At 57.6% G+C, this 25,867-nt stretch carries 18 protein-coding genes; 10 read left to right on the top strand and 8 right to left on the bottom strand.

What is annotated here, in order from left to right; translation table 11 throughout:
• Nucleotides 1–51: 51 nt before the first annotated feature.
• From JK199_RS02490 to JK199_RS02455, 8 genes are all read left to right on the top strand, one after another.
• The gene (locus tag JK199_RS02490) at nt 52–789 is read left to right on the top strand and encodes a hypothetical protein (protein ID WP_212373699.1); all 738 of its coding nucleotides are present in this window, start codon (nt 52–54) and stop codon (nt 787–789) included.
• 519 nt (nt 790–1,308) lie between these two features.
• On the top strand, nt 1,309–3,078 hold the full coding sequence (locus JK199_RS02485; protein ID WP_408736772.1) for an alginate export family protein: 1,770 nt from the start codon (nt 1,309–1,311) through the stop codon (nt 3,076–3,078).
• Nucleotides 3,079–3,246: 168 nt separating this feature from the next.
• Complete coding sequence (locus JK199_RS02480) at nt 3,247–5,250, top strand: OPT family oligopeptide transporter (RefSeq protein WP_212373697.1); 2,004 nt, start codon at nt 3,247–3,249, stop codon at nt 5,248–5,250.
• A 160-nt stretch (nt 5,251–5,410) separates the two neighbouring features.
• Nucleotides 5,411–6,418 carry a glycosyltransferase family 2 protein gene (locus JK199_RS02475; RefSeq protein WP_212373695.1) on the top strand — a complete coding sequence of 336 codons (1,008 nt, stop codon included), beginning with the start codon at nt 5,411–5,413 and terminating at the stop codon, nt 6,416–6,418.
• 296 nt (nt 6,419–6,714) lie between these two features.
• Nucleotides 6,715–7,662, top strand: coding sequence for a glycosyltransferase family 2 protein (locus JK199_RS02470; RefSeq protein WP_212373693.1), 948 nt, complete (start codon nt 6,715–6,717; stop codon nt 7,660–7,662).
• A gap of 77 nt (nt 7,663–7,739) precedes the next feature.
• Entirely contained in the window at nt 7,740–9,152 is a 1,413-nt protein-coding gene (locus JK199_RS02465) for a hypothetical protein (protein ID WP_212373691.1), read from the top strand.
• Between the two features lie 650 nt (nt 9,153–9,802).
• Nucleotides 9,803–10,759, top strand: a complete 957-nt coding sequence (locus JK199_RS02460; protein ID WP_456304278.1) for a glycosyltransferase family 2 protein — start codon at nt 9,803–9,805, stop codon at nt 10,757–10,759.
• A gap of 2 nt (nt 10,760–10,761) precedes the next feature.
• Complete coding sequence (locus tag JK199_RS02455; protein ID WP_077930359.1) at nt 10,762–10,968, top strand: hypothetical protein; 207 nt, start codon at nt 10,762–10,764, stop codon at nt 10,966–10,968.
• A gap of 205 nt (nt 10,969–11,173) precedes the next feature.
• Here the strand turns inward: JK199_RS02455 and JK199_RS02450 are convergent, their stop codons facing one another.
• From JK199_RS02450 to JK199_RS02440, 3 genes are all read right to left on the bottom strand, one after another.
• Complete coding sequence (locus tag JK199_RS02450; protein ID WP_077931670.1) at nt 11,174–13,555, bottom strand: TonB-dependent receptor; 2,382 nt, start codon at nt 13,553–13,555, stop codon at nt 11,174–11,176.
• Nucleotides 13,556–13,694: 139 nt separating this feature from the next.
• Complete coding sequence (locus JK199_RS02445) at nt 13,695–16,001, bottom strand: hypothetical protein (RefSeq protein ID WP_212373687.1); 2,307 nt, start codon at nt 15,999–16,001, stop codon at nt 13,695–13,697.
• Nucleotides 16,002–16,075: 74 nt separating this feature from the next.
• On the bottom strand, nt 16,076–16,891 hold the full coding sequence (locus JK199_RS02440) for a universal stress protein (protein WP_212373685.1): 816 nt from the start codon (nt 16,889–16,891) through the stop codon (nt 16,076–16,078).
• Nucleotides 16,892–17,152: 261 nt separating this feature from the next.
• Here JK199_RS02440 and JK199_RS02435 point away from each other — a divergent pair, with 261 nt between their 5' ends.
• Nucleotides 17,153–17,938, top strand: coding sequence for an alpha/beta fold hydrolase (locus tag JK199_RS02435; protein WP_212373683.1), 786 nt, complete (start codon nt 17,153–17,155; stop codon nt 17,936–17,938).
• A 48-nt stretch (nt 17,939–17,986) separates the two neighbouring features.
• On the opposite strand, the gene JK199_RS02430 is transcribed toward JK199_RS02435, so the two are convergent.
• From JK199_RS02430 to JK199_RS02420, 3 genes are read right to left on the bottom strand one after another with little or no spacing between them, the layout of a single operon-like run.
• Nucleotides 17,987–18,241: a hypothetical protein gene (locus JK199_RS02430; protein WP_212373681.1), complete on the bottom strand. Its 255-nt coding sequence runs from the start codon at nt 18,239–18,241 to the stop codon at nt 17,987–17,989.
• Nucleotides 18,228–19,844 (bottom strand): PepSY-associated TM helix domain-containing protein, encoded by a 1,617-nt coding sequence (locus JK199_RS02425; protein ID WP_342356277.1) that lies wholly within the window; start codon nt 19,842–19,844, stop codon nt 18,228–18,230. Before JK199_RS02425 ends, JK199_RS02430 begins: the two co-directional genes overlap by 14 nt.
• Nucleotides 19,841–22,078 carry a TonB-dependent siderophore receptor gene (locus JK199_RS02420; RefSeq protein WP_342356276.1) on the bottom strand — a complete coding sequence of 746 codons (2,238 nt, stop codon included), beginning with the start codon at nt 22,076–22,078 and terminating at the stop codon, nt 19,841–19,843. Before JK199_RS02420 ends, JK199_RS02425 begins: the two co-directional genes overlap by 4 nt.
• 490 nt (nt 22,079–22,568) lie before the next feature.
• Here JK199_RS02420 and JK199_RS15730 point away from each other — a divergent pair, with 490 nt between their 5' ends.
• A complete protein-coding gene (locus JK199_RS15730) occupies nt 22,569–22,769 on the top strand; it encodes a helix-turn-helix transcriptional regulator (protein WP_244984844.1) in 201 nt (66 codons plus the stop codon).
• Between the two features lie 345 nt (nt 22,770–23,114).
• Here the strand turns inward: JK199_RS15730 and JK199_RS02410 are convergent, their stop codons facing one another.
• Complete coding sequence (locus JK199_RS02410; protein ID WP_212373679.1) at nt 23,115–23,993, bottom strand: hypothetical protein; 879 nt, start codon at nt 23,991–23,993, stop codon at nt 23,115–23,117.
• Nucleotides 23,994–24,178: 185 nt separating this feature from the next.
• Nucleotides 24,179–25,837, bottom strand: coding sequence for an NAD(P)/FAD-dependent oxidoreductase (locus tag JK199_RS02405; protein WP_212373676.1), 1,659 nt, complete (start codon nt 25,835–25,837; stop codon nt 24,179–24,181).
• Nucleotides 25,838–25,867 lie beyond the last annotated feature (30 nt).

The raw sequence follows: 25,867 nt of genomic DNA, 5'->3' as shown, positions 1-25,867 counted from the left end.
TCCGGCCCGCCCTTCCGGTCTGGTCCTCTGTTCAGGAAAGGAGACACTTCAATGATGCGCATGCCCCGCTTTGTAATCCTTTCCGCTCTGGTTGCCGGAGCCCTGAGCCTGTCTACCTTTTCGCACACGCCGCCCCGGCCTCTGGTCGCGGATATGCGCCGGGCGGCTCTGTCCACCCCGGCGCCCGGGCAGACGGAAACAGATACGGCCAGACCGGCACAGGCCGCAACCGCTCCCTCAGCACCGGTCAGCACCTCGCTCGCGCGGGCGTTTGCGGCCCCGCAACAGGCCACAGCGTCTGTCAGCCCGCCGGTGCATGTTGAGGCGCAGGCAGAGTCGTCCTCCCCCCAGACGCACCTGCAGACAGCCGCCACACAGGCCTCCACACATCTTTTGCATATGCTGGAAAATGACGGGCCTGAGCAGACGGCACGCACCCTGACCAAAAGCCGTAAATGGTCCGACGTGCGACTGGCTGTGGCCAGCGGGCAGCCGGAAGCGGCCTCTATGGTGGCCGCCCTGATGCCGGAGGCGGACCCGGCAACGGCTCTGTCCCTCCGGGCGGCCATGCGCCGCGCCCTGCCCACCCATCCGGCTGCCGTTCTGGCCGCCATGGACCAGACGGACGGGCCGCTGTTTGGCGCCCGCGCCGTCTGCTCCGCGCAGGGTATGTCCCGCAGCTGGCAGAGCAACGCCCGCAAGGCGGTGGCGAGCGTGCATGAAATCCATCTGATCACCCGCGCGCGGGACTGCTTGACACGACTGGGTGGCCTGCCACAGGCGGGCTGATCTTTCCACTTAAACATTTCGTGTTACACGCAAACGAGAGCTGACACGGCTCTCGTTTAGTCATACCTATAACGCACGCCAGAATAACAAAAAACGCATGGCAAGCTCTGAGCTATGCCATGACGCAATAAGGTCGTGCCGTCATGCTGATGTTCCGCTGTCCCGGTTCGGGCGCTGTTTTTTTGCCCCCTTACGCACCCGGTGCGTCTCTGCGGCTATGGCCGCGCACATCCTGTTCTGTGCTTTCACTCCTCCCGGTAAACCTTAAAGGGACTCAAGGCCCGCGCAGGCGCGTCCTTCTTAGCGCCTGAGGCCTCTGGCGGCCGTATTTCCCTTTGCGTCCGCCCCGCTCGTTTCCTGCCCCCTTTTCCGGTTTCCCCTTTTTCAGAGTGTTCTGTCATGAACCACCTGTCCGCCCGTCATACAGGCGCAGGCCGTGCGCACTGCGCATCCGTCTGCTCCCCCCGGTTCTGCTTTTCCAGCAGCCTGTCTACATATGTGCCTGTCAGAGTCGTCCGGATGGCCCCGGCCGGGGCGCTCCTTGCTCTCCTGCTCCCGCCTGTGGCGGCCCACGCGCAAAGCGCTGTGCAGGCAACGCCCTCCGTCGTGCGGGACCACGCCCATGCTTCGGACCTCAACGTGACGCATGACACCATGCCCGCCCGCCTGTCAGACGTGGTGCGCAAAACGCCGAAAGATCCGGTTGTGCCCAACGGCCCGGAACGTCACTCCACCGAGACCCCGGCCCAAGGCGGGTTCTGGGATAATATGCTGCTGCCGCCGCTGACCAGCCGACCGGAAGCCTACGGCCAGCCGCAGTCTCTGGAACTCAAGCCGCTGCCCACCGCGCTGATGCATCAGGGCCCGTGGGGCGTGTTTAACGCCAATACCGGGGCGGCCTCCGGGTTTGGCACGGTTGCGTATTACGCCGTCTCCCGCTGGGCGGAAGACTGGTCCAACCTGCGTGACAAGAAAAACCATATCGACTGGGCAGACCCGCTGAAATACATCCCGCTCAATAACAGCGGCTCTATTTACCTGACACTCAGCGGCAACTTCCGTCACCACGGGTTTTATGACCAGCGGGCCGGGTTTGGCACCATCAAGAAAGACCCGGCCTACCGCTCCACCCTGCGCTGGAACGCCGGAGCAGACCTGCATCTGGGTGAGCATGTGCGCCTGTATGGAGAACTGATGAGCGGTCAGGCCGGTGGTATCAACTATTACGGCTATACCGGTGGCCGCTGGCGCAGCAAGCTGGATGCGCAGCAGGCGTTTCTGGAAGTCAAAGGCCATCTGCTGGGCGCCAATATGGGGGCCATGATCGGCCGTATGTCCTTTCTGGATGCGCCGCCCTACGTCACCGCAGGCAGCGTTTACCCGACACTCCCCTATTCCTGGAACGGTGTGCGCGGCTACGCCTTCTGGAAGCGCTTCCGCGTGGATCTGTTTGACCTCAGCCTGACCAACAACGCCCCCACAACCGCGTTCCATGATCAGGTGGGCTGGAGAACACGCCTGTTTGGCGCATACACCTCCTACGCCATTCCGAACTTTAAATTCATGGAGAAAAACAGCCAGATTTTTGTGGACACCTTTTATCTGGGCTACATTCTGGCCAGCAACCCCATTGCCAGCACCACCGGCACCATTGCCGGGTCCACGCATCGTGACACACCCGGCATGCGCGTCTGGGGCAATGCCGGACCGATTGAATTTTCACTGGGGGGCATGTGGCAGGGCGGCTCCTTTAACGCCGCCAAAAACGGGCCGTCACGCCCTGTCTCGGCCTACTCGTTCAACGCCACCGTTTCCTGGCGCTTCGCCAGATGGTGGGGCAAACCGGCCATCGGCCTTCAGGCGGACGCCATTTCCGGCGGGGATACCCGTAAAAGCCAGACCAGTAGCTGGGGCAATTTCCTCTCCCCGTTCGTGCCCAGCGCCTACTATCTGGATATGAGCACCTATATCGGCAACTCCAACCTGATTGACGTCGGCCCGCTGGCCACCATTGCCACCAGCCGCAACACCAGCCTGCTGCTGAAAGTGCCGGTTATCTGGCGCAACAGCACCAATGACGCGATTTATGCCAACCCGACGGCCGCCTACAACTTTCGCCCGCAGGGGGGCTACACCGCCACCATGCCACAGGCCAGCTTTACATGGCGTGCCACCCGGCACGTGACCTTCAGCCTTGATGGCGAATATATTTTCGCCTCCCGCGCTATGATCAAAGCCGGAGCCTCTTCTGGCGCATATGTGCAGAGCAATCTGGAACTCACGTTCTGAGCCCAGCCTGCTGTGTTGAGATAACGGGCCTGATGGCCGGATTTCCCCCGGGCATCAGGCTTTCTTTTACCGTCTCATTGCCTTTCCGGTTCATTCAGGGGAGACAAGGCGCATCAGGCAGCGTATCGAAATGCTTATGATTTCTGATACGCTGACAAGGTTCCGGGCATGACCGCACCCTCCCCCCTGCAAACCCCTTCCGTGCGGGAACTGACCGTACGCGGCCTGATTCTGGGCGCGCTGATCACCATCGTCTTCACCGCATCCAACGTCTATCTGGGGTTACGGATCGGGCTGACCTTTGCCTCCTCCATCCCTGCCGCTGTCATTTCCATGGCCGTGCTGCGTGCGCTGGGCCGCAGCACTTTGCTGGAAAACAATATGGTGCAGAGTCAGGCCTCGGCGGCGGGTACGCTCTCCTGCGTGTTTGCCACCTTCCCCGGCCTGATCATGACCGGCTTCTGGCACAGTTTTCCGTTCTGGCAGACGGCTGGCCTCTCACTGGCGGGCGGCATTGCGGGCGTACTGTTTACCATCCCCCTGCGCCGCGCACTGGTGACGGAAAGCGCCCTGCCTTACCCGGAAGGCGTTGCCGCGGCTGAAATCCTTCGCGCCGGGGGAGAGACAGGCAACAGCAAAAGCCTCTCCGCTCTTATCGGTGGCAGCGTTGTGGCCGGGGTCTTCTCCTTTGCCTGTAGCGGCCTGCAAATTCTGGCGGATACCGTCAGCATCACCGGGTCCGTGGGCGCTGCGGTTTTCCGGTTTTCCGGCGGCCTGTCCCTCGCCCTTCTTGGCGCGGGCTATCTGGTCGGTCTGGCCGGAGGGCTGGCCATGCTGCTGGGCTGTGTGCTGGCCTGGGGCCTCGGCGTGCCCTGGCTGACAGCCCACATGCCCAACCCGGAGCATCTGGACGCCGCCAGCTTTGCCAATGCCATCTGGCTGCATAAAGTCCGGTTTATCGGGGCAGGCGCGATTGCCATTTCCTCACTCTGGACACTGGTGGAACTGATGGGCCCCGTCCTGCGTGGCCTGAGCAGCGTGTTCCGCAACCGCAGCGGCGCACTGGTGCCGGACGCAGACCGTGACCTTTCCCCCCGCACCATGATGGCGCTTCTCGCCGTAACCGTGCTGCTGCTGGGCGGCCTGTTTGCCGCGTTCCTTGCCCCTATGGCGCATGGCATCTGGCCCGCCGTGTGTGCTGCGGTGCTGTTCTGCGTGGTGTTCGGGTTTGTGATGGCGGCCGCCTGCGGCTACATGGCGGGCATTGTCGGCTCCTCCTCCTCGCCTATTTCCGGCATTATCATTATTGCCGCCGTGCTGTGCGCGCTGATGATTCTGGGGCTGGAATCCCTCGGCCTGATGCCTGCGGAAATGATGGCGGAAGGGCAGACACTCGCCACCGGCTTCACCATTCTCCTGCTCTCCGCCATTACCGCGACCGTCGCCATTTCCAACGATAACCTTCAGGATCTGAAAACCGGCCAGCTTGTCGGCGCATCCCCCTGGAAGCAGGAAGTCGCGCTGATAGCCGGGTGCGTTGTGGGCGCCGCCGTTATCCCGCCGGTGCTGAACCTGCTGTATCAGGCCTACGGCTTTGCCGGTGCCCCCATGCCGCGCCCCGGCATGGATCCGGCCCACGCGCTGGCCGCCCCTCAGCCCGCGCTGATTGCCATGATCGCCAAGGGGATTTTCACGCAGTCACTGGACTGGAGCATGCTCTCCATCGGGTTCGGGCTTGGGGCTGTGCTGATCGGGCTGGATCTGCTGCTCCGCCGCCGCCAGCTCTCCCTGCCGCCGCTTGGCGTTGCGGTGGGGATCTACCTGCCCGCCTCCGTCAGCGTCACGCTGGCCGTCGGCGCGGTGCTGGGCTGGGTGCTGAACAGCGCGCTGAAAAAACGCCGTGCCCCGGCCACTCCCACAGAGGATGCCCGCCACCATCCAGACGGCACCGCACCGGAACATGATGCCAGCATCGGCACCATGCTCGCCTCCGGCTTTATTGTGGGGGAAAGCCTGATTGGCGTCGCGCTGGCGGTGCTGTCCGGCGCACTGGGGAAAGACAATGCGCTCTCCCTCGCCGCCTTCCTGCCCGCCGGAACCCCCGCCATTCTGGGGCTGGCGGCCTTCTGCGCTGTGTGTTTCTGGTTTAGCCGGAAAGTGCTGCAAAAATAAGGAAAAGCGTCATATCTATCAGGTTTGGCAAACATTGTTTTTTATAGAAACACGTTTTGCCAAACCGGCTTAGAAAGAGGTGATCGAACCTAAAGCTGAAAATGATACTCTGGTTTTTAATCAGCTTTATTATTCTCCCCGCGTTGAAAGACTCTTATTGATGCCGACAGCCACCTTTCCTGCACCCCGGCTTGCCATTGTCATCCCCTGTTACAATGAAGAAGAGGTTTTCGCCTTTTGCCAGCAGGAGCTGAGCGCACTGCTGTATGCCATGGTGCAGGATCAGATGGTACAGCCGGACAGCTTTCTGCTGTTTGTGGATGATGGCAGCCGGGACAGCACATGGGCACAAATCCGCACAGCCTGCACGGAAGAGAACTATGTTCAGGGGCTGAAACTTTCCCGTAACGAAGGCCACCAGACTGCTCTTCTGGCTGGTCTTGCTGCTGCCGCCCCGCAGGCAGACGCAGTTATCAGCATTGATGCCGACCTTCAGGACGATATTCAGGCCATTCCTCGTATGATAGCCTGCTATCACGCCGGATACGATATTGTGTACGGTGTGCGGGAATCACGCCAGACAGATACATGGTTCAAGCGCACGTCTGCCGAAGGGTTCTACCGGCTGATGGCAATTATGGGCGTGCAGCAGGTTTTCAATCATGCCGACTTCCGCCTGCTGAGCCAGCGCGCTGTAAAAGGCCTGCTCCGCTACGCAGAACGCAACGTCTATATTCGCGGGCTTGTCCCGCTGGTTGGTTTTCCTTCGACAGAAGTCACCTATACCCGCGGCAGCCGTACAGCCGGAGAGTCTAAATATCCACTCAGCAAAATGCTGGGGCTGGCCATGGAAGGCATTACGTCCCTGACCATCACCCCGTTGCGACTGATTGCCGCACTCGGATGTTTTATCTGCCTGCTTTCAGTAATCGCCGCTCTTTATGTGCTGGTACAAAAATTCAGCAACGCAACCGTAGCAGGTTGGTCTTCCCTTATCCTTTCCATTTTCTTTATGGGGGGTGTTCAGATGCTCTCTCTGGGTATTCTTGGCGAATATATTGGCAAGATCTATCTGGAAACCAAGCATCGTCCCCGCTTCCATATTGAAAGCGTCCTTAGCCGGGGTGCCTTAGCCCCCCTCTCTGACCACACGGAAGAGAATGATTAGCCCCAGCCACGCAGGATGCTTCCTGCGGACGTAGCAGGAATGGCATTATCCTTCGCTTCAAGAGCAGTTCCACTAAACTCTGGCTCAGTGGAATTTCTATAACTCAGTGTTTATCGAGCATCTTCACCAGTTCGAATGGGTCCATTCAAACTGGATCTGCTCTAGTTGCCCGGACTGTTCCCATGCTACATATTGCTTTATCCTTTCCAGACCCTTCTTCTATAAAGCGTTCAAAGCCTTCTTCTTCTGGATCAGACTTGCTTTGAAATAGCACGACCATGGATAACGGAACTTCAATGCCAAGCCTCATTTCTTTAATTGTACCCTTTTATAATGAGGGGGATGGTGTTGAGCTCTTCGCCCAGACCATTATGCCGGTACTGGCAGCCATCCCGGAAACAGAATGGGAAATTCTCTGCATTGATGATGGCAGCAGGGATGATACCCTTAAACGGCTAATTGCCCTGTCCGAACAGCACAACCAGTTCAGGATTGTTGAGCTGTCGCGCAACTTTGGCAAAGAAGCCGCAATGACAGCCGGTCTGGACACTGCGACCGGCGCTGCCGTTATCGTCATTGATGCTGACCTGCAGGACCCGCCAGAACTTATTCCCGACATGATAGACGCATGGAGGAATGGCGCTGAGGTCGTTCTGGGCCGACGTGTAGACCGCTCATCCGACAGTGCCGCCAAGCGCCTCACGGCTTCATGGTTCTACTCCCTGCACAACAGTCTTTCCAAAATCAAAATCCCCTCCAATGTTGGAGACTTCCGCCTGATGGACCGGTGCGTCGTTGACGCCCTCCAGCAGCTTCCGGAACGCCAGCGTTTTATGAAAGGGTTGTATGCCTGGGTCGGGTTCCGCACTGTTACTCTGGATTATGTCCGTGCGGCCCGTCATGTGGGTGAGACCAAATTTTCCGGACTGGCCTTATGGAACTTCGCACTGGAAGGACTGACCAGCTTTTCAACACTACCCATCCGCATCTGGACATACGTTGGCACCATAGGAGCCCTTTTCGCCTTGCTCTATGGCCTGTTTATTGTTGTACGAACTTTGCTTCTGGGAAATTCCGTCCCAGGTTATGCCTCACTCTTCTTTGCCGTGACATTTTTCGGAAGTATTCAGATCATCAGCATCGGGATGTTAGGAGAATATATTGGCCGTATTTACGTGGAAACCAAGCAGCGCCCAGTTTATCTTGTAAGAAAAATCCATCAGAAAAATAAAAATATTCCATAAAAAATACTATATTATCATTTTTAAATTGTAAGCTGCACACCAGATACCGGCAACACACCGTTCAGGACTACAGTCATATGCAAAGAATAACAGAAAAGCCGTTTATCGTACTTTTTCTGGCGATTTTTTCCGTGTCCATATTCAGCTTTGGTCAGGCCCTACTTCCCGGATATACACCTGACGATTTTCTGACAGGGAGCACCTTTCTTCCGACGGCCTTTTTCCTCAATCAGGGGCGCTTTACTGAAGGACTGATCGTCCTTTGCATGAACTCCCTGCATCTGACAATGTTCAATGTCGGATTTGGGTTTGAATGTCTGGCACTGGTACTTTATGCATTTCTGATCACCTATATTCTGGATAGCTGTACACCCAAAACGTTCAACCGCTTGCTGCTGGCTGCTGCCGGAGCTTACGTTGCTTCAAGCCCTTTTATGGCAACTCTTCTGAACTACCGGGAAGCAACTTTCAATACAGCATTTGGTTTTGCTTTTATTGCTGGTGGTTTTTATTTCCATGGAAACATCAGGTATGAGAGCCGTGATTTTTTAAATATCGCTCTTTCGTCTCTCTGTTTTACGCTGGCGCTTGGATGCTACCAGATTTTTGTCATTCTTATTTTTGTGTACGCCTCTTTCCTCGTCATCAAGGAAACATATGAAGGCACTTGCTTTTCCCTATCTTTAGTCGCGAAAATTTTTGCTGCCCCTGTTTCCAGCCTCGTTCTGTATATGGTCCTTTTCGCCGCAACTAGACATCTTGCTGGCACAAATGACTGGGACCAGAGAGGAACACTTCTTCACTTTTCCAGTATTCCGCAAAGACTGCATGATATTTACGATGTTACAAAATTCATTCTAGACCTCAACACGCATCTTATCAGTGCAAAAATCTGTTTTACCATTGTGCTGGTCAGCCTGAGCATGCTGGCATTTTTCAAGCGCAGCTTTCCTACCGGCCTGACTTTTCTGGCTGCACTAGCTCTCTACGCGCTTATCCTGCTTCCCCTTTCCATTCTGGAACACTGGGAGCCGACACCGCGCACACTGCTGGGCAGCTATTTTATCATTTCACTCTGGGTTGTGTGGATCTGCGGTATTTCCGGCTGCCTTACCCGGGTTCTGGCCGGAATCATGCTGGCTTTTTCCTTGCACTCCATGATGGTATCCAATGATTTCCTGGCGAACCAACTCAAGGAAAATCGGTGGGATATGAACGTGGCATGGTCTCTGGTCCGGGATGTACAAATCTTTACCCAGAACCAGCCCCCGGCTTCGCTTTCAGTCGTATCCAATCCCGCATCTTATGGTCGTTCAACCTTTCTAGTTTCCTGGTCCATCAAAGGACTGCTTCATGAAACCGCCAATATTGACTGGCCTGTCAACACTCCCACTTCGGGGGAGGCTGCCCAGTGTCATAACTCACCACGCTTCCCGGCTCCCGGATATTTGCATCACCTTTCGGAAAATGGCGTTCTAGCCTGTATGTAAGTTTAACAGTCGTATAATCGCCAGCAGCCTCATACAAATTTTGCAAAACAAAAGCCGGAAAAACCATAATAAGATCTCTCCGGCTTTTTCATTTTCCATATACCTGACTGCTGTAAACCCTATTCATGAACAAAATTTACAATTGATTTCAATAAGTCATGATAGATCGAACAGGATCTTACGGCCAATGGAGGGAATCACGCGGTTGCGGAATAACCGGATGACCTTAATCATTCCCTCCAATGGTGCTTACAGACACCCTCTCTGGACATTTTTGGAGAATATGTTTGCAAGATTTATCTGGAAATCAGGAACCGGCCCCCCCCTTGCATGTCGAAAGCTTTCTGTGTCAGGAAGCACCGGACGACACGATCGCCACACTAGCCAGAACTGAGCAATCCACACGCTATAAAATGCAGCGCGTCCCTTCCGCACCAGCGTGTACCAGATGCGTCGGGCGCGCCCGGTGGGCGGAATCCCAGAGTATCTTCACATCGGCATCGCAGGGTAGTTTGGCCTGTTCTCTCATGCTAAAGATCACATCCAGCAGATTTTGACAGAGAACATTCAGGCATTTCTCTCAACAAGTGCTGTATATCGAGGATCATGTGACAACTCTTCTTCCCTCAGATCAGAGGGTCCCTAAAATTGTGGTCCTGATTCCCTGCTATAATGAGGAAATTACAATTACCTCTGTTGTGCAGGACTTTCGGGCAGCGCTGCCTGAGACCCCTATTTACGTTTATGATAACAACTCGACGGATCAGACGGTCGCCCGCGCGCAGGCGGCGGGGGCTATCGTCCGGACGGAATCCCTTCAGGGCAAAGGCTACGTCATCCGGCGCATGTTCTCGGACATTGATGCCGAGTTTTACATTCTGGTGGATGGGGACGCGACCTATGAGGCCGCAGCCGCGCCCGCCATGCTGCAACTGGCCATGGAAAACGGGCTGGATATGGTCAACGGCGCCCGCGTGACAGACCGGGTAGACGCCTACCGGCGCGGCCATGTTCTGGGCAACCGGGTTCTGACCGGCCTTGTCACCAGTGTTTTTGGCCGCAGGCTGTCTGACATGCTCACCGGCTACCGGGTTTTCTCGCGCCGGTTTGTCAAATCCTTCCCGGCTCTGTCCTCCGGGTTTGAAACGGAAACTGAATTCACGGTGCATGCGCTTGAGCAGGCCATGCCCATTGGCGAACTGCCAACCCGCTATGTCGAGCGGCCGCCGGGCTCTACCTCCAAGCTGAAAACCTACAGCGACGGCTTCCGTATTCTTGGCATGATCATCAATCTGGTCAAACAGGAACGCCCGCTGATGTTTTTCAGCATCATCAGCGGTCTCACCCTGCTGTGCGGGATCGGCCTTGGCGTTCCTGTCGTGCTGGACTTCTTCCGCACCGGGCTGGTGCCGCGCCTGCCTACAGCGGTTCTGGCCACTGGACTGGTGACACTCTCGGCGTTTTCCATGGGCTGCGGCCTGATACTGGACAGCGTGGCGCTCGGGCGGCGTGAAGCCAAACGGCTCGCCTACCTTGCCCTGCCCGCCCCCCTCCGGCTGGAAAGCGCGCTGCCTGCCAGCTCCACCCCTTCCGCCGCCGGACACTGAGCATGGCCGTAAGCCCTGCGCAGAATTCGGAGTCCAGACAGGGACTGCTCTTTACCTGTCTGGCGTTTATCGGGGTTGTGCTCAATCTCCGCGCCACCCTTCCGGGGTATCTGTATTCTGACTCCAAACTCATTCTCGAAGAAATACAGACCCACAGATATAGTGACTGGCACTCCCCTTTTTACCGCTGGTTCCAGTCTTTACCGTGAAATGGGTTTCCCTGTTCCTCGGCCTCAGTCTGGCGCTCTATCTTGTTCTGCTGCCCGGACTGTTACGCGCCGGACGCGCTTTGGTGCGCAACCAGCGCCCACAGGCGTCCTGAACAAAAAAACCTCTGTCCTGATCAGGACAGAGGCCGGAAAACGATGCTGATACCGACCCGGAGAGCGCGTTCTGCGCCCTCCGGGTTTTTTGTTAGTATGTCATGGAGAGGTTGAACAGGAACGCCCGGCCAATGGACGGCGTCACGCGGTTGCTGAACAGGTTGCTGTAGTTCAGGCGGTTATCCAGATTGTAGCCATTCATGGTGACTTTCCAGTGCTGACCAAACTGGTGAGACACCATTGCATCAAACTCGACGTTTGCTGGCACGCGTGCCGTATTGGCCGGATCCAGAAACACGCCTTCCCGCCATGTCACGCCACCGCCAAAGGTCAGGTTATAGGCTTTTTTGGGCGCGAACTCATACGTGGTCCAGACAGTTGCCTGATTACGCGGCACGTACTGCACCTGCTTGCCCACATCCGCCAGCGTGAGGGACGATGTTGTCTCGCTGTCATACCGCGCATAGGTCGCAATCATGTTCCAGCCTTTTACAATCTGGCCGGAAGCACTCAGTTCCAGTCCCTGGTTGCGCTGGTTGTCACTGGAGGCCGTCACATCGCCAGAGCTGGGGTCCGTCATGAGAGAGTTGCTTTTTTCCAGCCGGAACACCGCAGCCGTAAAGCCAATCCGGTCATGAAACGCTGAGTATTTCGCGCCAATTTCATACAGGTTGCTGCGTTCGGGCTTGAAAGCCGCATTCTTGGGCGTCAGCGGTTCAGAACTGTTGGTCACATACAGGCCAATCGGCGTGGTGGACTGCGCCCAGTTGAAATAGATCATGGAATGATCATTCGGCGTGTACATCAGGCTGACATTCGGGTTGAAGGTATCCTGCTTCTGGCCGAGATGCGTATCCGGTGTTGAGGCCACACCGCCCGTTGCACTGTAGTGGCTGTCCCAATGGTCCCAGCGGAACCCGGCCCGTACGGAAAACCACGGAGCGAGCCACGCCTGTTCGGAAAAGAATGCGCCGACATCCGTGGCGTCACCCGTTTTCCATTCCTTTTTCCCTACGCCATTGGGCATGTTGGTCAGGTTGTTGGCATATTGCCCGGCGGCACCGCGTTCCAGCCCCGGCACCAACATGGACGGGTTCAGCAGGCTGGTGCCCTGACGTGTGCCGTTATAGGCATAGTTCAGGCGGCGGTCGTAAATATGTTCCACATCCACGCCGCCAATCATCTGGTGCCGGATTGTCCCTGTATTAAAATTCGCCACAGCAGAGGCGACGTTCTGCACAGACCAGTCATCCTGCTGGTAGGGGTTCGGCCCGCCCAGCCCGCCATTGCGGGAAATTGTGGCTGTTCCCGGATGGGAAGAAAACAGCGCCGCATTACAGACCGTGCCACACGCTTCCTGCGATGCAGAATAATACCGACTGTAAAGGCCGCCGCGCGTATCGTTATAGACCGTGATGTGCGGGTTAACTTCCCACTTCAGGCGGCCTGTCAGCATATCATCGCTGGTATTGTCCTGATCAAACGTCGTGCCATACCAGTTGGTGCGGCTTACGCCATATTCCGTAGCCGGACGGGCATATTGCGCCCCCGGTTTTTTGACGGTCGGCACCCCGTAATCAGGAATACGGTTATCAGACTGATGGAAATATTCGATGGTATAATTAACTTTTTTACCAAGTCCGAAAATAATGGACGGCGCGATCCCCCAGCGATGGGAATAGATATAGTCACGCCCGACCATATTATTCTCATTCCCCATGGCGGTCAGGCGCACGGCAATGGTGTCGGTAATCTTGTGGTTAAAATCCAGCGTGCCACGATAATAAGACCCGCTCCCACCTGAAAAGCTCGCGCCAATATGGTTCTGCTCATTAGGCGTTTTGGTGGTGATGTTGATTGCACCGCCCGTGGTGCCGTTCCCGAAGACCTGAGAGGACGGACCTTTGATCACGGTCACATGGTCGTAATCAAAGGAGTCACGGGTATAGACACCAAAATCCCGCAGGCCGTTTTCATAAATATCATTCTGGGCAGCAAACCCGCGGATCAGGAACTGATCCCCGGACATTCCACCTTCCCCCTCACCCACGGACGCCGTAATACCCGGCACGTTCTTGAGGGCTTCATCCAGTGACTTCACGTTCTGCTGCTGCATCAGGATCTGCGGCACAACATCAATCGTCTGCGGCGTGTGCAGCACGTCCTGCGGCATGCGGCTGATGCCAATGGGCGTGCGCAGCGTGTTCATGGGGGAGGCCGTAACAACCCAGTGCTCGGACTCCGTGCCGTCCTTTTCTTTAACCAGATCCGGCCCGTGGCCCTTCGGGTTGCTCAGCACAGCCTGAGGCTGCCCGGCAAGCTTCTCTGATTTTTCAGGCGCATGAGGGGGGTGCGCAGGCTCTTTCCCCGTTGCATCATCCGCCGCCATGGCAGGAAGGGCCGTGCCGCACCCCAGAGCCAGACCAAAGGCCAGAGGAGCGGGGTGAATCCGCCGGAAAGTGTTTTTACGCATGGGATAATACAGCCTGTTATAATAAGAGCCTGAAGGTGTCGTGCTGTAACAGCGGATGATAATGATTCGCAAATTCAGATTGTGCATAGCTGTCCCGCTTAAACCTTATCGCGGTCTTTCCCCGGCTTTCTCCTGATCTTCAGTCGCCTGAGGCCGGGCGGATTTTTCCCGCAAATCCCAGCCCCAGCAGCACCAGCCCCGCCACAAAACCGGCCCAGCCCCACACCATAAAGGGCGGTGTGAAGCTGAAGCGGACTTCCGCCTGCCCCGCTGGCAGGAGAATGCGTTCAAACAGGCCGTCCTCAAAAACGGGCACGACGGTCTGGCCGTTCACGCGCGCTGTCCAGCCCGCCATCATCAGTTCCCGCCGGATCAGAAAAGAGGGCGCGGCACAGTCTGTCCGCGCTTCTGTCTGGCTGGCAGCCTGCACATGGCAGCCGGTCCCTGCCTCAAAATACGGGGCGGCATGCGGCAGACGATACACATCGGCTGTGGCATCGGTATAAAGCAGCTTCAGGCGGTTTTCCGGCGCAAGCGCCTCGCTGCCCGGCAGCGGGAACCCATGCGGCACCAGAGCCAGCGCCACACCCAGTTTTTCAAAAACCTCTGGCCTTTTCGCAAGTGTGTCCGCCAGAAAAAACTGGCCACCGGGGCGGTTGGGGGTAATGCCGTCAAACGTCACCGGGTCCACATCCGGGCCAAAATCACGCTGCATGCGCGCAATCCACGCGGCTGGCATCGGCACACCATTATGGTTGAGCGACGGCAGGCGGAAATAGGCCCCATAATTCGGCGCGATCACCCCCATCGTTACAAACCGCTGCAAGCCCAGTTCCCGCTGCACGGTTTGCAGCAGGGGCACATTGCGGGGCAGCGGGGCACGCAGGGAAAGCAGAGGAACACAGAACAGCACCAGAGCTTCCCCCAGCACCGCCGCACTCAGCAGCCCCATCCGCGCACGGGCAGAGGGCAGACGCGCGCCCCCCAGAAACGCTGCCACACACAAAGCCATCGCTACGCAGGCCAGCGCAACCGATGCAGCCTCATACCCCCATGTGGGCACCGGCCCGTGGCTGTAGGAACGCAGGGCGGCCCGTGTGGCGCCGTTCAGCCACCAGGCAACACAAACAGCCGCGCCCAGCACCAGTCCGGCCCACAGCACCGGCCGCCTGAAGCGCGCCCCTACCTGCGCCGCAGGCAGATCCGCCGAAAGCCGGCACAGATCATCCATCCCGAACACGGCCAGCATCAGCAGGGCCGCCTGTTCCGCCGGAAAGCACAGCCGGTAGAACACTGTGCGCCCCACACCGGGCAGCATATCCACCAGCCCTGTCAGGAGCGGCAGATTGGCCTGCTTGGCCATGCAGATCAGCACATAAGCCGCCAGCATCAGCCGGGCCGGGCGCTCACGTGCTCCAGCCAGCGCAACAAGGGCGAGAAACGGGATAACCAGCCCGATATAGCCGCCCATTGCCCACCATGCGCCAAACTGCTCGGCCTGCCCGTAAAAAAACGGGCCGTTGATGTAAGGGAACAGCGCCATGATCCAGCTTGCATCGGGCAGGCGAACATCCATCACCCCGGCATGCAGCCCGACCCATGCTTCCCGCAGGAAATCCTCAAAGGCAACCAGTTGCGGGGCCGCCAGTAACAACGCCGCACTGCCGCCCGCCCCAATACGCAGCGCGAAAGAAAGCCGCGCGGATGCAGGCTGCTGCACCAGCCGCAGCACAGCCCAGCACAGGGCCAGTGTGCCAACCAGAAACGCCGTTTCCGGAAAGCCGGACAGCAGCAGATAACCCAGCCCCAGCGCAAGCCAGCCCCAGCCTCCTGCCCCCACATGCGTTCTGGCCCGCTCAATCCCGAACAGGGCCAGTGGTAAAAAGGCCAGTGGCTGACTGGGTCCGTCCGAAGCCCAGCCATAGGTGCCATTAAAGGCATAAAGCAGCGCGCCTGCCAGCACCACGCGGGCGTCCAGCCGCAAAGCGCGTAAAAACGCATACATCGCCAGCCCTGCCACCATTTGCAGAGCAATCTTCATCAGCAGCAGGCCGCCGGGCAGGCCCAGCAGCAGCACAAACGGCAGAAAGAACGCGGCGGGCTGATACTCACCGGCCAGCGGCATCCCCACCCCGCTATACGGGTTCCACCAGGGCAGGATGCCCTGCCGCCAGTCAGACGCCACAAGATGGCCCAGCGCCTGCACAATCACCCCGGCGCACCCGTCAATCCAGCCGGGCAGACCGGGCAACAGGCCACCTTCCAGCCAGTCCCGCCGGGTGGTGGTGGCCACGGACAGCACGGACAGCGGGTCGGACGTCATCTGCCCCAGCAAAGCCGGGCCGAGCAGTTCAGGCAGGTGAATGACAACAGGCAGCAGCACCAGCAGCGCGACGTGCCAGAACGGCCAGCGACGCGACGCCGGGCGGGAAAATGCGGTCTCCATAGACCGGCTTTAGCAAAAAGCAGGCGGCTCTTCTACAAGGAGGACGCGGGCTTTCCCCGCGCCCCGCAGCATGGTCAGTGATGCAGCAGAACCGGAAGAGCCGGATGGTGCAGGACATACTCCGTCACGCTGCCCATAATGCGGTTATAGACCATGCCGTGCTGGAAGCCGCCCATCACCAGCAGATCCGCTTTTTCCGTATGGGCCGTGTCCAGCAATTGCTGCGCAATGGCATCCGCACCGCTCCTGTGCGGCAGATGGGCTGTTTCATACGCCACACCGGGCAGCAGATCGGCAGGCATTGTCTCGCCTTCGGCCGAGACGACCATCACCGTCTGCGCATGCGACAGCAGCATACGGGCCGATGTAAAGGCTTTGCGGCAACTGGCGGACTCCCGCCAGGCCATCAGCACCGTGCGGCCGCACGGGCGGTCCCAGAAGGGCGGCACCAGCAGGAGCGGGCGGTTTGTCTCAAAAATGGAAGCGCGCAGGGCACGATGTTTCTGTTCACTGTCCCGCGCGTCAGGAAAGCTCATGATAATCAGTCCGGCATCGCGGCCATATCCGCTGATCATCCGCTCCACGGCAATTTCCGGGTCCAGCCAGTTGACCTCCACCGCGGAAAGCCGCCCCTCCGGAGAGCCATATTCCTGCTCCAGCCAGCGGTGAAAAATGGCATGCAGCCCAACCGCCCATGTCCGCTGGTCCTGCCGCATGACAAAAATGCTTTCCTCCGTCAGCCCCATCGGGCCCCGGCCATCATACGGGGGCTCACGCGCTGCCAGAACATCAATCCGGTCCCCGCCTGTCTGCCTGATCAGCGCCGCCGCCTGAGAAAGGAGTGCCACGGCCTGATCGGGCCGGTTGAGGATAACGAGGCAGCGTTCCATGCAAAAACCGTCCTTATTCTGCGCCGTCTCCGGGTTACAGCCATGCGGCAGAGGGGCTTGCCTCGCTGAGACGGTTCTGTTCCAACCCGCCATCCGCCCGCAGGTTCCCGCCTCTGGCACCGTGCGGCACACCCCAGCGCCGGTCTCTCAGGAAGGTGAAGAAAAAACGCCCCCGGCCCCCTCGCCTTTAGGGAGAAGATAAGCGAGAGTTTACTAAGGCCTGCTCGCCAGAGCCTTGTTTTTGAAAGGATAAAACACGCCGTGCTGCTGAACGTGATTGAACGGGGCCCCGAAGCGTCCCCCGACGCCCGGCCCCTTCCCCCGGTTGTTCTGCTGCATGGACTGTTTGGCCGGGCCCGCAATCTGGGGTTTGTGCAGCGCAGGCTGGCCGCCACCCGCCGCACACTGGCGCTGGATTTACGCAACCACGGGGACAGCCCCCACGGCCCCATGAGCTTCCAGATTATGGCCGATGATGTGCGGGAGACGCTGGAGCACCACAACGCCCTGCCCGCCCTGCTGCTGGGCCATTCCATGGGCGGCAAGACCGCCATGATGCTGGCCCTGCGCCACCCGGAATGCGTGCACAGCCTGCTGGTGGTGGATATTGCCCCCGGTGAGGGCGGCTTTACCCGCATGGATGTGCCCGCCGGGCTGGAGAAGCTGGATTTCCCCCCGCATCTGGACCGCGCCGGAGCGGATGCCCTGCTGCATCCGCTGATCCCGAATGAAGCCATCCGCCAGATGATGGTGCAGAACATGCGGCTGGGCGACGCTCCCGGCTGGAGCATCGGCCTTGCGGACATCATGGCGGCGCTGCCCACCATCATGAGCTGGCCGGACCTGCCGCCCGGCACGCAGTATGACGGCCCGACGCTGTTTATCCGCGGTGAGATCTCCCCCTACATCCAGCCCAAAAACTACCCCGCCATGCGCCGCCTGTTCCCGCACTACACGCTGGAAACCATCAGCGGCGCAGGCCACTGGGTCCATGTTGACGCCCCCAAACGCTTTGCCGAACTGGTGGAGGCTTTTGCGGGGAAGTAGGGCAGCGTTTAAAAACTTCCCTGCCTTCCACGAGATAAGGCACCGCCCTTAAAGCACACCCCCACGCCTCTGCACCCATTGCCGTCTGACGGTATGGAGCAGAGCCGTGGCGATGACGACAAATGCCAGTGCGCAAATCCAGAAAACAAGGGTGAAGCCGGTATTTTCGGCAGTCATAATGTCCAGACACAGGCTGGCCGCCAGCAGAACACCGCCCGCCCACCGGACCCACGCACGGTGCAGAGACAGCATAAAAACCGCGCAAAATTGCAGAACTGTTCCATAAGAATCAGCCACCGTCATGCGCAGCCCTCATGGTCCGGAGAGCCTGCACGCAACAGCCTGCCAGACAGAGTGCCACCAGAGAAACACCCCATTGCACGCTGTTCCCCCACGGCGCGCTGCACAGCGCAACCGCCAGTGCAGAAAAACAGCAAAGGCCTGTAAAAATCTGCCAGCTTTTCCGCGCGGGCATGAGCAGCGCCAGCAGCAGAAGCAGAAACCAGACGGCAAACACCACCTGTATTTCCCGCTCGGCCCGATCTGGCAGCGTGACAGGTAACAGATGGTTCGCCAGAAAAAACGTGCTGAATGCAACAGGTGTGCCCGCCACCATGCCCGCATTCATCCGGTCCAGCGCAACCAGACGCACCGTGTTCCCCCGGCGCAGGCGGCGCCTCAGCCAGAGCCTCAGCCCGCTCCCCGTCACAACAAGCAGCAGAATACCAGAGGCAAAATACAGCCAGCGTGTTGCCAGTGGCGCAAAATGGGCCACATGCAGGCCATACAGCACGGCAAACGCGGTAACAGCGGGCCGTTTTTCCTGCGTATCAGACAGAAGTTTTCCGGTCTTCCCATCAAAACGCAGGACGTGCGTGCCAAACGCCAGCCGGTCATTATTATCGCCGAGGATCACAATCGTCGCGGCACTGTCAGAAGGATTATAAACGTAAACCTGATTCATGCCTTCCGTTTTCAAACGGCGGGCCGCTTCCGCCAGAACCGAGGCAACAGGAGCCAGTGTACCTGCCGTCCCCGTAGCGGCCGGGGCGGACAGAGAGGGAGCCAGTGCACTCTCAAACGTGGCGGCATTGGGATAATGCGCCAGTGCCGCCCAGGGCATTAAAAGGCTGGCCAGCGTGACCGCCCCGGTAAAGGCAATAGCCAGATGGAATGGCAACGCCGCCACCCCCGCCAGATTATGCGCATCCAGCCAGCTCCGTTGCCCCTTGCCGGGCCGGAACGTGAAAAAATCCAGAAAAATCCGTCGGTGCGCTACAATGCCAGTCAGCAAAACAAACACCAGCGCAAGGGCTGCAATGCCAGCCGTCAGCCGCCCCCACGGATACGGCAACTGCAATTCAAAATGAAAACGGTAGAAAAAATCTCCGCCCAGCGTATCCCGGATCGCATCCGGGGCCCCTGTTACCGGGTCCAGCGCGCGCTGGAGAAACGCCCCGTTTTCATCCCACGCAGCCCAGCTAAACGGTGCCCGCGCCCGTGCGGGCGTGATGTACCATGCGGACGCATGCGGCGCGTGCTGGCTCAGCCAGCCAATGGCGGCACGCGTTGCCGCGACCGGGTCCACCGGCTGCCCCCGTAATTCTGGCCGGGCCCATAAGCTGATTTCGGGACGAAACACACTGAGCGTGCCGGACAGCGTAATGACGTAAATCAGCCATCCGGCAAAAATGCCCGCCATATCATGTACCTGCGTCATCGCGGCCCGGAAACCGGGGCGGACGCGGGAAAACCCGAGCATGGTCAGCAGTGGCCAGCCTGCCAGCCCGGCAAAAACCCCTGCCAGCACGGCATTGACGGGAGATGCGGGCAGCACCCCCGCCACAACAAAGCTCAGAAGTGCCGCAGCAGCATAGGCCAGCAGAATGACCGCGGCAGATTTCACCAGGAAAAGCCTATGCTGCCCTGCGCATTCCGCCGTTCCCCATAATAGCAGAAGGCCTGACCATAAGAGGCATATGCCAGACAGTTTGAGACAAAATGTTTGTCAAACAGGTTCCGGACGCTGGCAGACGCCGTCCACCCATGCAGCGAGGGAGAGAGGTTGGACAGATCATACTTGATGGAGCCATCAAACAGCGCATAATTCGGCAGCCACACGCTGCCATACGTAGCCTCGCCCCCATAGGCTTTGGCGGTGTAGCGCATGCCGCCACCAAAGCCGAATCCTTTGAGGGACCCGGACGGCACGGTGTAGAACGCAAACAGGGATGCATTGCCCTTGCCAGACTGGATCAGCGGTTTTCCGGTGGAGTCATCACGCACTTTTTGCACACTGACGGCTGCGGTCACCATCAGGCCTTTGTAAACATCCGCATGCGCCTCAAACTCAAACCCATCAGAATGGACCTTCCCGCTCTGCACGCTGTACGGCAGGCTACCGACAGAAACCAGAACATTGGTCTGCTCAATATGGAAGCCAGCCGCCGTCAGCAGCACCGGCGTTCCGGGGATCTGATATTTCAGGCCGCCTTCAAGCTGTTTGCCAAGAGACGGGCTGGCCTGCCGCATGGTCTTCCCGCCATCATTTGACACAAGGCCTGACTGCGGCTGGAAAGATGTGGAATAGCTGATATAGGGCGCAAGGCCGAAATCAAAGTGATACAGGCCAGACGCGCGCCATGTAATCTGGCTGGAGCGCTGCCGTGTATCAGACCCGCTAAACCGCTCGATCTGGCGGGACCGGTACCAGTCATTCCGCAGGCTGCCATTCAGCACCAGTCCGCCCCAGTGGATTTCATCCTGCCCGTACGCACCCACCTGATGTGAATCCGCCTTATAACGCGCAGCCGCCACCTGATCGGGGAAGGTCATGTGGTAGTTGGGGTGCAGAACGTTCAGGTCCGGTGCGTCGCCCTGCGTGTACAGCTCACCCGCCTGCTGCCACATATAGTCATAACCAAACATCATCTCATGCCGCAGCGGGCCAGTGTTCACATGGCCTTTAAACTGGCTGTCAAACGCCAGATTATGCACATGCTCGTTGGTGCCATAGGCATAGCGCGGCACGGTGTCCGGGCTGCTGTAATAGCCCGCATCATACGTGCTTCTCTGCTCCACCTTGATATCGTCATAACGGCCGCGGGAGTTAAAGCTCCAGTCGTCATTAAAGCGATGGCTAAAGATGTAGGTAAAAGCGCCATGTTTCCGGTTGAACTTTTCAACCGCGACATCACCGTCATAAAAATTACGGGGCAGATAGCCAAAGGATGCCGGTTTCAAGGAGCCTTCCAGCGGAACACCGCCATAAGTGCCGCTTTCCGGATCATACTGGTAATTGCCCAGAATGGTCAGTGTTGTCGGGCCATCACCGCCAAAGCTGAAAGAGGGGCTTATGGAGAACCGGCGGCTACCAGTTTTGGAGAGCTGCGTGTGCTGCCCATTCACGGTGCCATACACACGGTAGCGCACTGAACCGTTGTCAGACGCAAACCCGCCAACATCCGCATCCACACGGTAGAGATCAAACATGCCGCCCGTCGTCGTGACATCGCCGTAAGACCGTTGCGCCGTAGGCAGCTTGCTAGACAGGGCGGCAAGCCCGCCGGGGCTGGACTGCCCATACAGTGCGGATGCCGGGCCTTTCAGCAACTCCACCCGCTCCAGCCGGAACGTGTCAGTCTGCCCCACCGCATAGCCCGTGGGGCTGTCCTGCATCTTCAGGCCATCAAGGAACGTGGGAACACTGAAGCCACGGAGCAGAAACTGGTCATACCGCGTGCCAATCCCGCCGCGCAGATCCGGCGTGATGCCTGCCGCATAACGCACTGCCTGATTGAGGCTCAGCACGCCCCGCACATTCATCTCATTCCGGGTGATAACGGAGACAGACTGCGCCGTTTCAATCAGCGGCGTATCGCTTTTGGTCGCGGAGGATGCCGTTGTGGCAAGCCTGCGCCCCTGCACGTTAATGGCTTCCGCCGCCGCAGCGCGGTCTGCGGTTTTTGCTCCCGTTTTCCCGCCAGATTTCCGGGCAGTAGTTTGAGGAGACTGTTGGGCAGGCCGTTTAATAACAGAGGATTTTCTGGAAGGATCCTTTGCCTCAGGTTCAGCAGCAAGAAGAGGCTGGGTGGCGCAGGTCACCCCCAGCACGACAAAAAGGCAGGCAGTACGAGACACGGTGTTCTTTCTCCCACGAAGACATCACCATCTACATAATTATGAGAATTATTCGCAATTACATTTTTGCAATAGTCCGCAAAAATGCGCCCGACCCAGTCCGGACAGCTCTTTTAAACGTTGCCGCCCTGACAACACCCACATCGCCTCTTTCTTCACCAACGGCGATACTGGAAAGGCTGCTTTAGAACTCAAGACCAGAACTGTAGGGTACTTTACAAAGAGACATGCTAATGTTTCGACACAAACGCTATCTCATCGAATTAGGGAGCGCAGTTGCGCTGTATACTGCCCTGCTCTTTGGTGCTGCCGCGATCGAGCGCATGCGTGAGCCTACATGGTACAGGCGCTCTGAATCTCACAATCAATCTGATCCCGACGCTCGGTGCTTTTGCTGTCGCATGGGTGATCCTGCCTGCACTCTGGAGGCTGGACAAGATGCAGCGCCGTATCAGTTCGAGGCGTCGCCACCCTTTCTTCGGCACCGCGCTTGTCACCTTTGGCTGGAGGGAGCCGAAGGAGCGGGGTTTCCACATCTGCGGGCTTTTCAGATCTGGCCAACCATGTGCGTCTTCTGGGGCTTCGATCTTTTCATCGCCCGATGGTGCTATCGATGAACAACCGGATCAAGGAACTGCGGCTCGCCCGTGACTGGAAGCAGAGCGACCTTGCCGAAGCCCTGTCCGTCTAGCGCCAGACGGTCAACGCGATTAAGAACGGTCGCTACGATCCCAGCCTGTCGCTCGCCTTCACCATTGCCCGCATGTCTGGCCTCAGGATCGAAGTTACGGTATCTGAGAGAAAACTGGGTGTCTACAAACCTATTTTTTGAGTCATCTTTTAGCCTCCGAAATGTTTCAAAAGTTCAGAGGTGCAGTATATCGTCAGTTAACGAGGAAGATGATTAAAACAATCGAACCACTACCAGGAGAGATGGACTCATTTTTTCAGACAGTTTTATGAACTAAATATACTATATCCTGTTGATCTCACGTCGCCCTTTTGACGATATACAGCAATGCCTCGTTCCACAGTATTACTCTGCAAAAACTTCTAACAATTTTCTCATTAACTCAGGCACAGCACGCTTAGGATTTTCTTGCAAGTCATCCAGAAATTCATTCCCATATTTATGGATTATAGCCGTAAAAAACATAGGAAGACCAAAAATTATCACAGCCAGAAATATAAGAGTCAAATTCATGCTAATCGCTTGAGGTAAACACAATTTAAGCACGACCCCAAACCCAGCGACGAAGCATGATACAGTACAAAAACATTTCATGACTAATGTTGTAGCAAGTCGCCCGGGATCAATATAGAATCGAAAATCAGGTATTTTCATTCCAGTTTTAATTTCATCATCATATTCAATAGTACAACCAAAAGGAAAGTGTATTTTTTTTGCCAAACGCTTCCTTTCCACTAGAAAAATTCTTCTCAAAAACCAAGAGGATACGGAAACAACAGTTACAAACAAAGTTATAATCAGCACAAACTTTAAATCACCAGATATATCTGCTTCAATACTTATTATTCTACTCGTTATTTCAGCAGCCTTACTGAGATTTTCTCCTTTATCATTAATCTGCTGAGAATATACAAGCCATGCCGCCCAAAACGCACTTCCACATACAGTTAACGAAATAACCGTACAGAGTTCATCTGCAATATCCGGAATTAATTTTACTAAAATCCTGATAGCTATGATAGCCAGAAATATTACTAGAGAAACACTCAGCCCTTGCGCGCATGCACTTAACCATTTTTGGTGATCCCCTCCAAAATGCAACACAATTATAAGTATAGTTGAAAAAATAAAATATTCTTTTAAATAAAATATCTTCGATAAATAAAAATTCTTTTGTATTTTATCCATATTCCATAACTCACCAAAAAATTTCACTTTCTGCATTTTATGTATATATCAAAAATTTCATTCCAATAAAAAAAATTAATCAAATATTTCGAAATCAGAATAAATTCACTAATGTAACTTTAATCCTCGTAATTGTAATTCTTTAGCCATAGGGCAAACAATAACCCTTGCAGGCGCAAAACGACACACAAGACCAACCTGAGCAACTATTGAGGCAGTTCTTAAAGCCCCAGCCCCTCCACCGTTTTTCCGGCAAGCCCCAGCGCTACGGCTTCCGCAATCCGGATACCGTCAATCCCTGCGGACAGAATACCGCCTGCATAGCCAGCGCCTTCCCCTGCCGGATACAGGCCGGGTGTGCTGAGAGACTGACCATCCGCCCCGCGGGGAATCCGCAACGGGGAGGAGGTACGCGTTTCTACCCCGGTCATTACCGCATCTTCCATCGCAAAGCCTTTCAGCTTGCGGTCAAACAACGGCAGGGCTTCACGCAGGGCCGCCACGGCAAAGTCCGGCAGGCAGGTGGACAGGTCCGCTGGCGTCACGCCCGGTTTGTAGGACGGCACAACCGCCCCCAGCGTGGTGGATGGGCGACCGGCCAGAAAATCCCCCACCCGCTGCGCCGGAGCCTTGTAGGAGCGGCCCCCGGCCTCAAACGCCTTGCGCTCCCAGTGGCGCTGGAAGGCCATGCCTGCCAGCGGATCATCCGGGTAATCCTCGCCGGGGCGCAGGTCCACCACCATGCCGGAATTGGCGTTGCGTTCCGCGCGGGAATACTGGCTCATACCGTTCGTCACCACCTGTCCTTCTTCAGACGTCGCGGCCACAACGGTCCCACCGGGACACATGCAGAAGGAATACACGCCGCGCCCGTTGCTGGCATGGTGCACCAGCCGGTATTCCGCAGCGCCCAGCAGCGGGTTTCCGGCACTCGGGCCAAACTGGGCCGTATCAATCACGGATTGCGGGTGTTCAATGCGGACCCCAATTGAGAACGGCTTGGCCTGCATCTGCACACCCGCCTGCTGCAACATGGCAAACGTGTCGCGCGCACTGTGGCCCACGGCCATCACCACATGGTCTGTGGCAATCACCTCACCCTCAGCCGTGCGCACCCCTTTCACGCGCTGCGTGCCTTCTTCCAGCACCAGCCCGTCCACCCGGGTACCAAAACGATACTCGCCCCCGGCGGCCTCAATTTCCGCGCGGATATGCTCCACCATGGAGACAAGCCGGAAGGTCCCGATATGCGGATGCGCCAGATACAGAATTTCTTCCGGTGCCCCGGCCTTTACAAATTCTTCGAGCACCCGGCGCCCCAGAAAACGCGGGTCCCGCACCTGACTATACAGCTTGCCGTCCGAGAACGTCCCGGCCCCGCCCTCACCAAACTGCACGTTGCTCTCAGGCGTCAGCACTCCTTTGCGCCACAGCGCAAACGTATCCACCGTGCGCTCCCGCACCACCTTGCCGCGTTCCAGAACAATCGGGCGCAGGCCCATCTGCGCCAGCGTCAGCGCCGCCATAAAACCACACGGCCCGGCCCCGATCACAACAGGGCGCAGATACCCCGGCTTACCGGCCAGCGCCACGCCATCCGCCACCGGCGGGGTCCAGCGCATGTCGGGTGCAATGGTAACATGCGGGTCTTTTGGGTGCGCCGCCCGGTAGCGCGCCAGCACGGCGGCTTCCTCCTTCACGGCACAATCCACCGTGTAGACCAGAATAATCGCACTGCGCCGCCGCGCATCATGCCCACGCCGGAACACGGTAAAATGCTCCAGCGCATCCGGCGCGATATCAAGGCGCGCCCGGATGGCCTCTTTCAGAGCCTCGGGGGGATGGTCCAGCGGAAGCCGCAGTTCGGTCAGTCTGAGCATGGCGCGACCTTTATCACATGTGTATAGACA

The sequence above is a fragment of the Acetobacter persici genome, assembly GCF_018256955.1.
Classification (GTDB): Bacteria; Pseudomonadota; Alphaproteobacteria; order Acetobacterales; family Acetobacteraceae; genus Acetobacter; species Acetobacter persici.
The sequence above is the reverse complement of the archived record's forward strand: the minus strand, read 5'-3'. Positions and strand labels throughout refer to the sequence as shown.

What these genes read in the sequence shown, in the direction of transcription:
- JK199_RS02455 (WP_077930359.1), top strand. Translation starts at nt 10,762, where the DNA reads ATGGCCGTAAGCCCTGCGCAGAATTCGGAGTCCAGACAGGGACTGCTC.
- JK199_RS02480 (WP_212373697.1), top strand. Translation starts at nt 3,247, where the DNA reads ATGACCGCACCCTCCCCCCTGCAAACCCCTTCCGTGCGGGAACTGACC.
- JK199_RS02430 (WP_212373681.1), bottom strand. Translation starts at nt 18,241, where the DNA reads ATGACGGTGGCTGATTCTTATGGAACAGTTCTGCAATTTTGCGCGGTT.
- JK199_RS02405 (WP_212373676.1), bottom strand. Translation starts at nt 25,837, where the DNA reads ATGCTCAGACTGACCGAACTGCGGCTTCCGCTGGACCATCCCCCCGAG.
- JK199_RS02465 (WP_212373691.1), top strand. Translation starts at nt 7,740, where the DNA reads ATGCAAAGAATAACAGAAAAGCCGTTTATCGTACTTTTTCTGGCGATT.
- JK199_RS02470 (WP_212373693.1), top strand. Translation starts at nt 6,715, where the DNA reads ATGCCAAGCCTCATTTCTTTAATTGTACCCTTTTATAATGAGGGGGAT.
- JK199_RS02445 (WP_212373687.1), bottom strand. Translation starts at nt 16,001, where the DNA reads ATGGAGACCGCATTTTCCCGCCCGGCGTCGCGTCGCTGGCCGTTCTGG.
- JK199_RS02440 (WP_212373685.1), bottom strand. Translation starts at nt 16,891, where the DNA reads ATGGAACGCTGCCTCGTTATCCTCAACCGGCCCGATCAGGCCGTGGCA.
- JK199_RS02475 (WP_212373695.1), top strand. Translation starts at nt 5,411, where the DNA reads ATGCCGACAGCCACCTTTCCTGCACCCCGGCTTGCCATTGTCATCCCC.
- JK199_RS02450 (WP_077931670.1), bottom strand. Translation starts at nt 13,555, where the DNA reads ATGCGTAAAAACACTTTCCGGCGGATTCACCCCGCTCCTCTGGCCTTT.
- JK199_RS02485 (WP_408736772.1), top strand. Translation starts at nt 1,309, where the DNA reads ATGGCCCCGGCCGGGGCGCTCCTTGCTCTCCTGCTCCCGCCTGTGGCG.
- JK199_RS02410 (WP_212373679.1), bottom strand. Translation starts at nt 23,993, where the DNA reads ATGCAGAAAGTGAAATTTTTTGGTGAGTTATGGAATATGGATAAAATA.
- JK199_RS02490 (WP_212373699.1), top strand. Translation starts at nt 52, where the DNA reads ATGATGCGCATGCCCCGCTTTGTAATCCTTTCCGCTCTGGTTGCCGGA.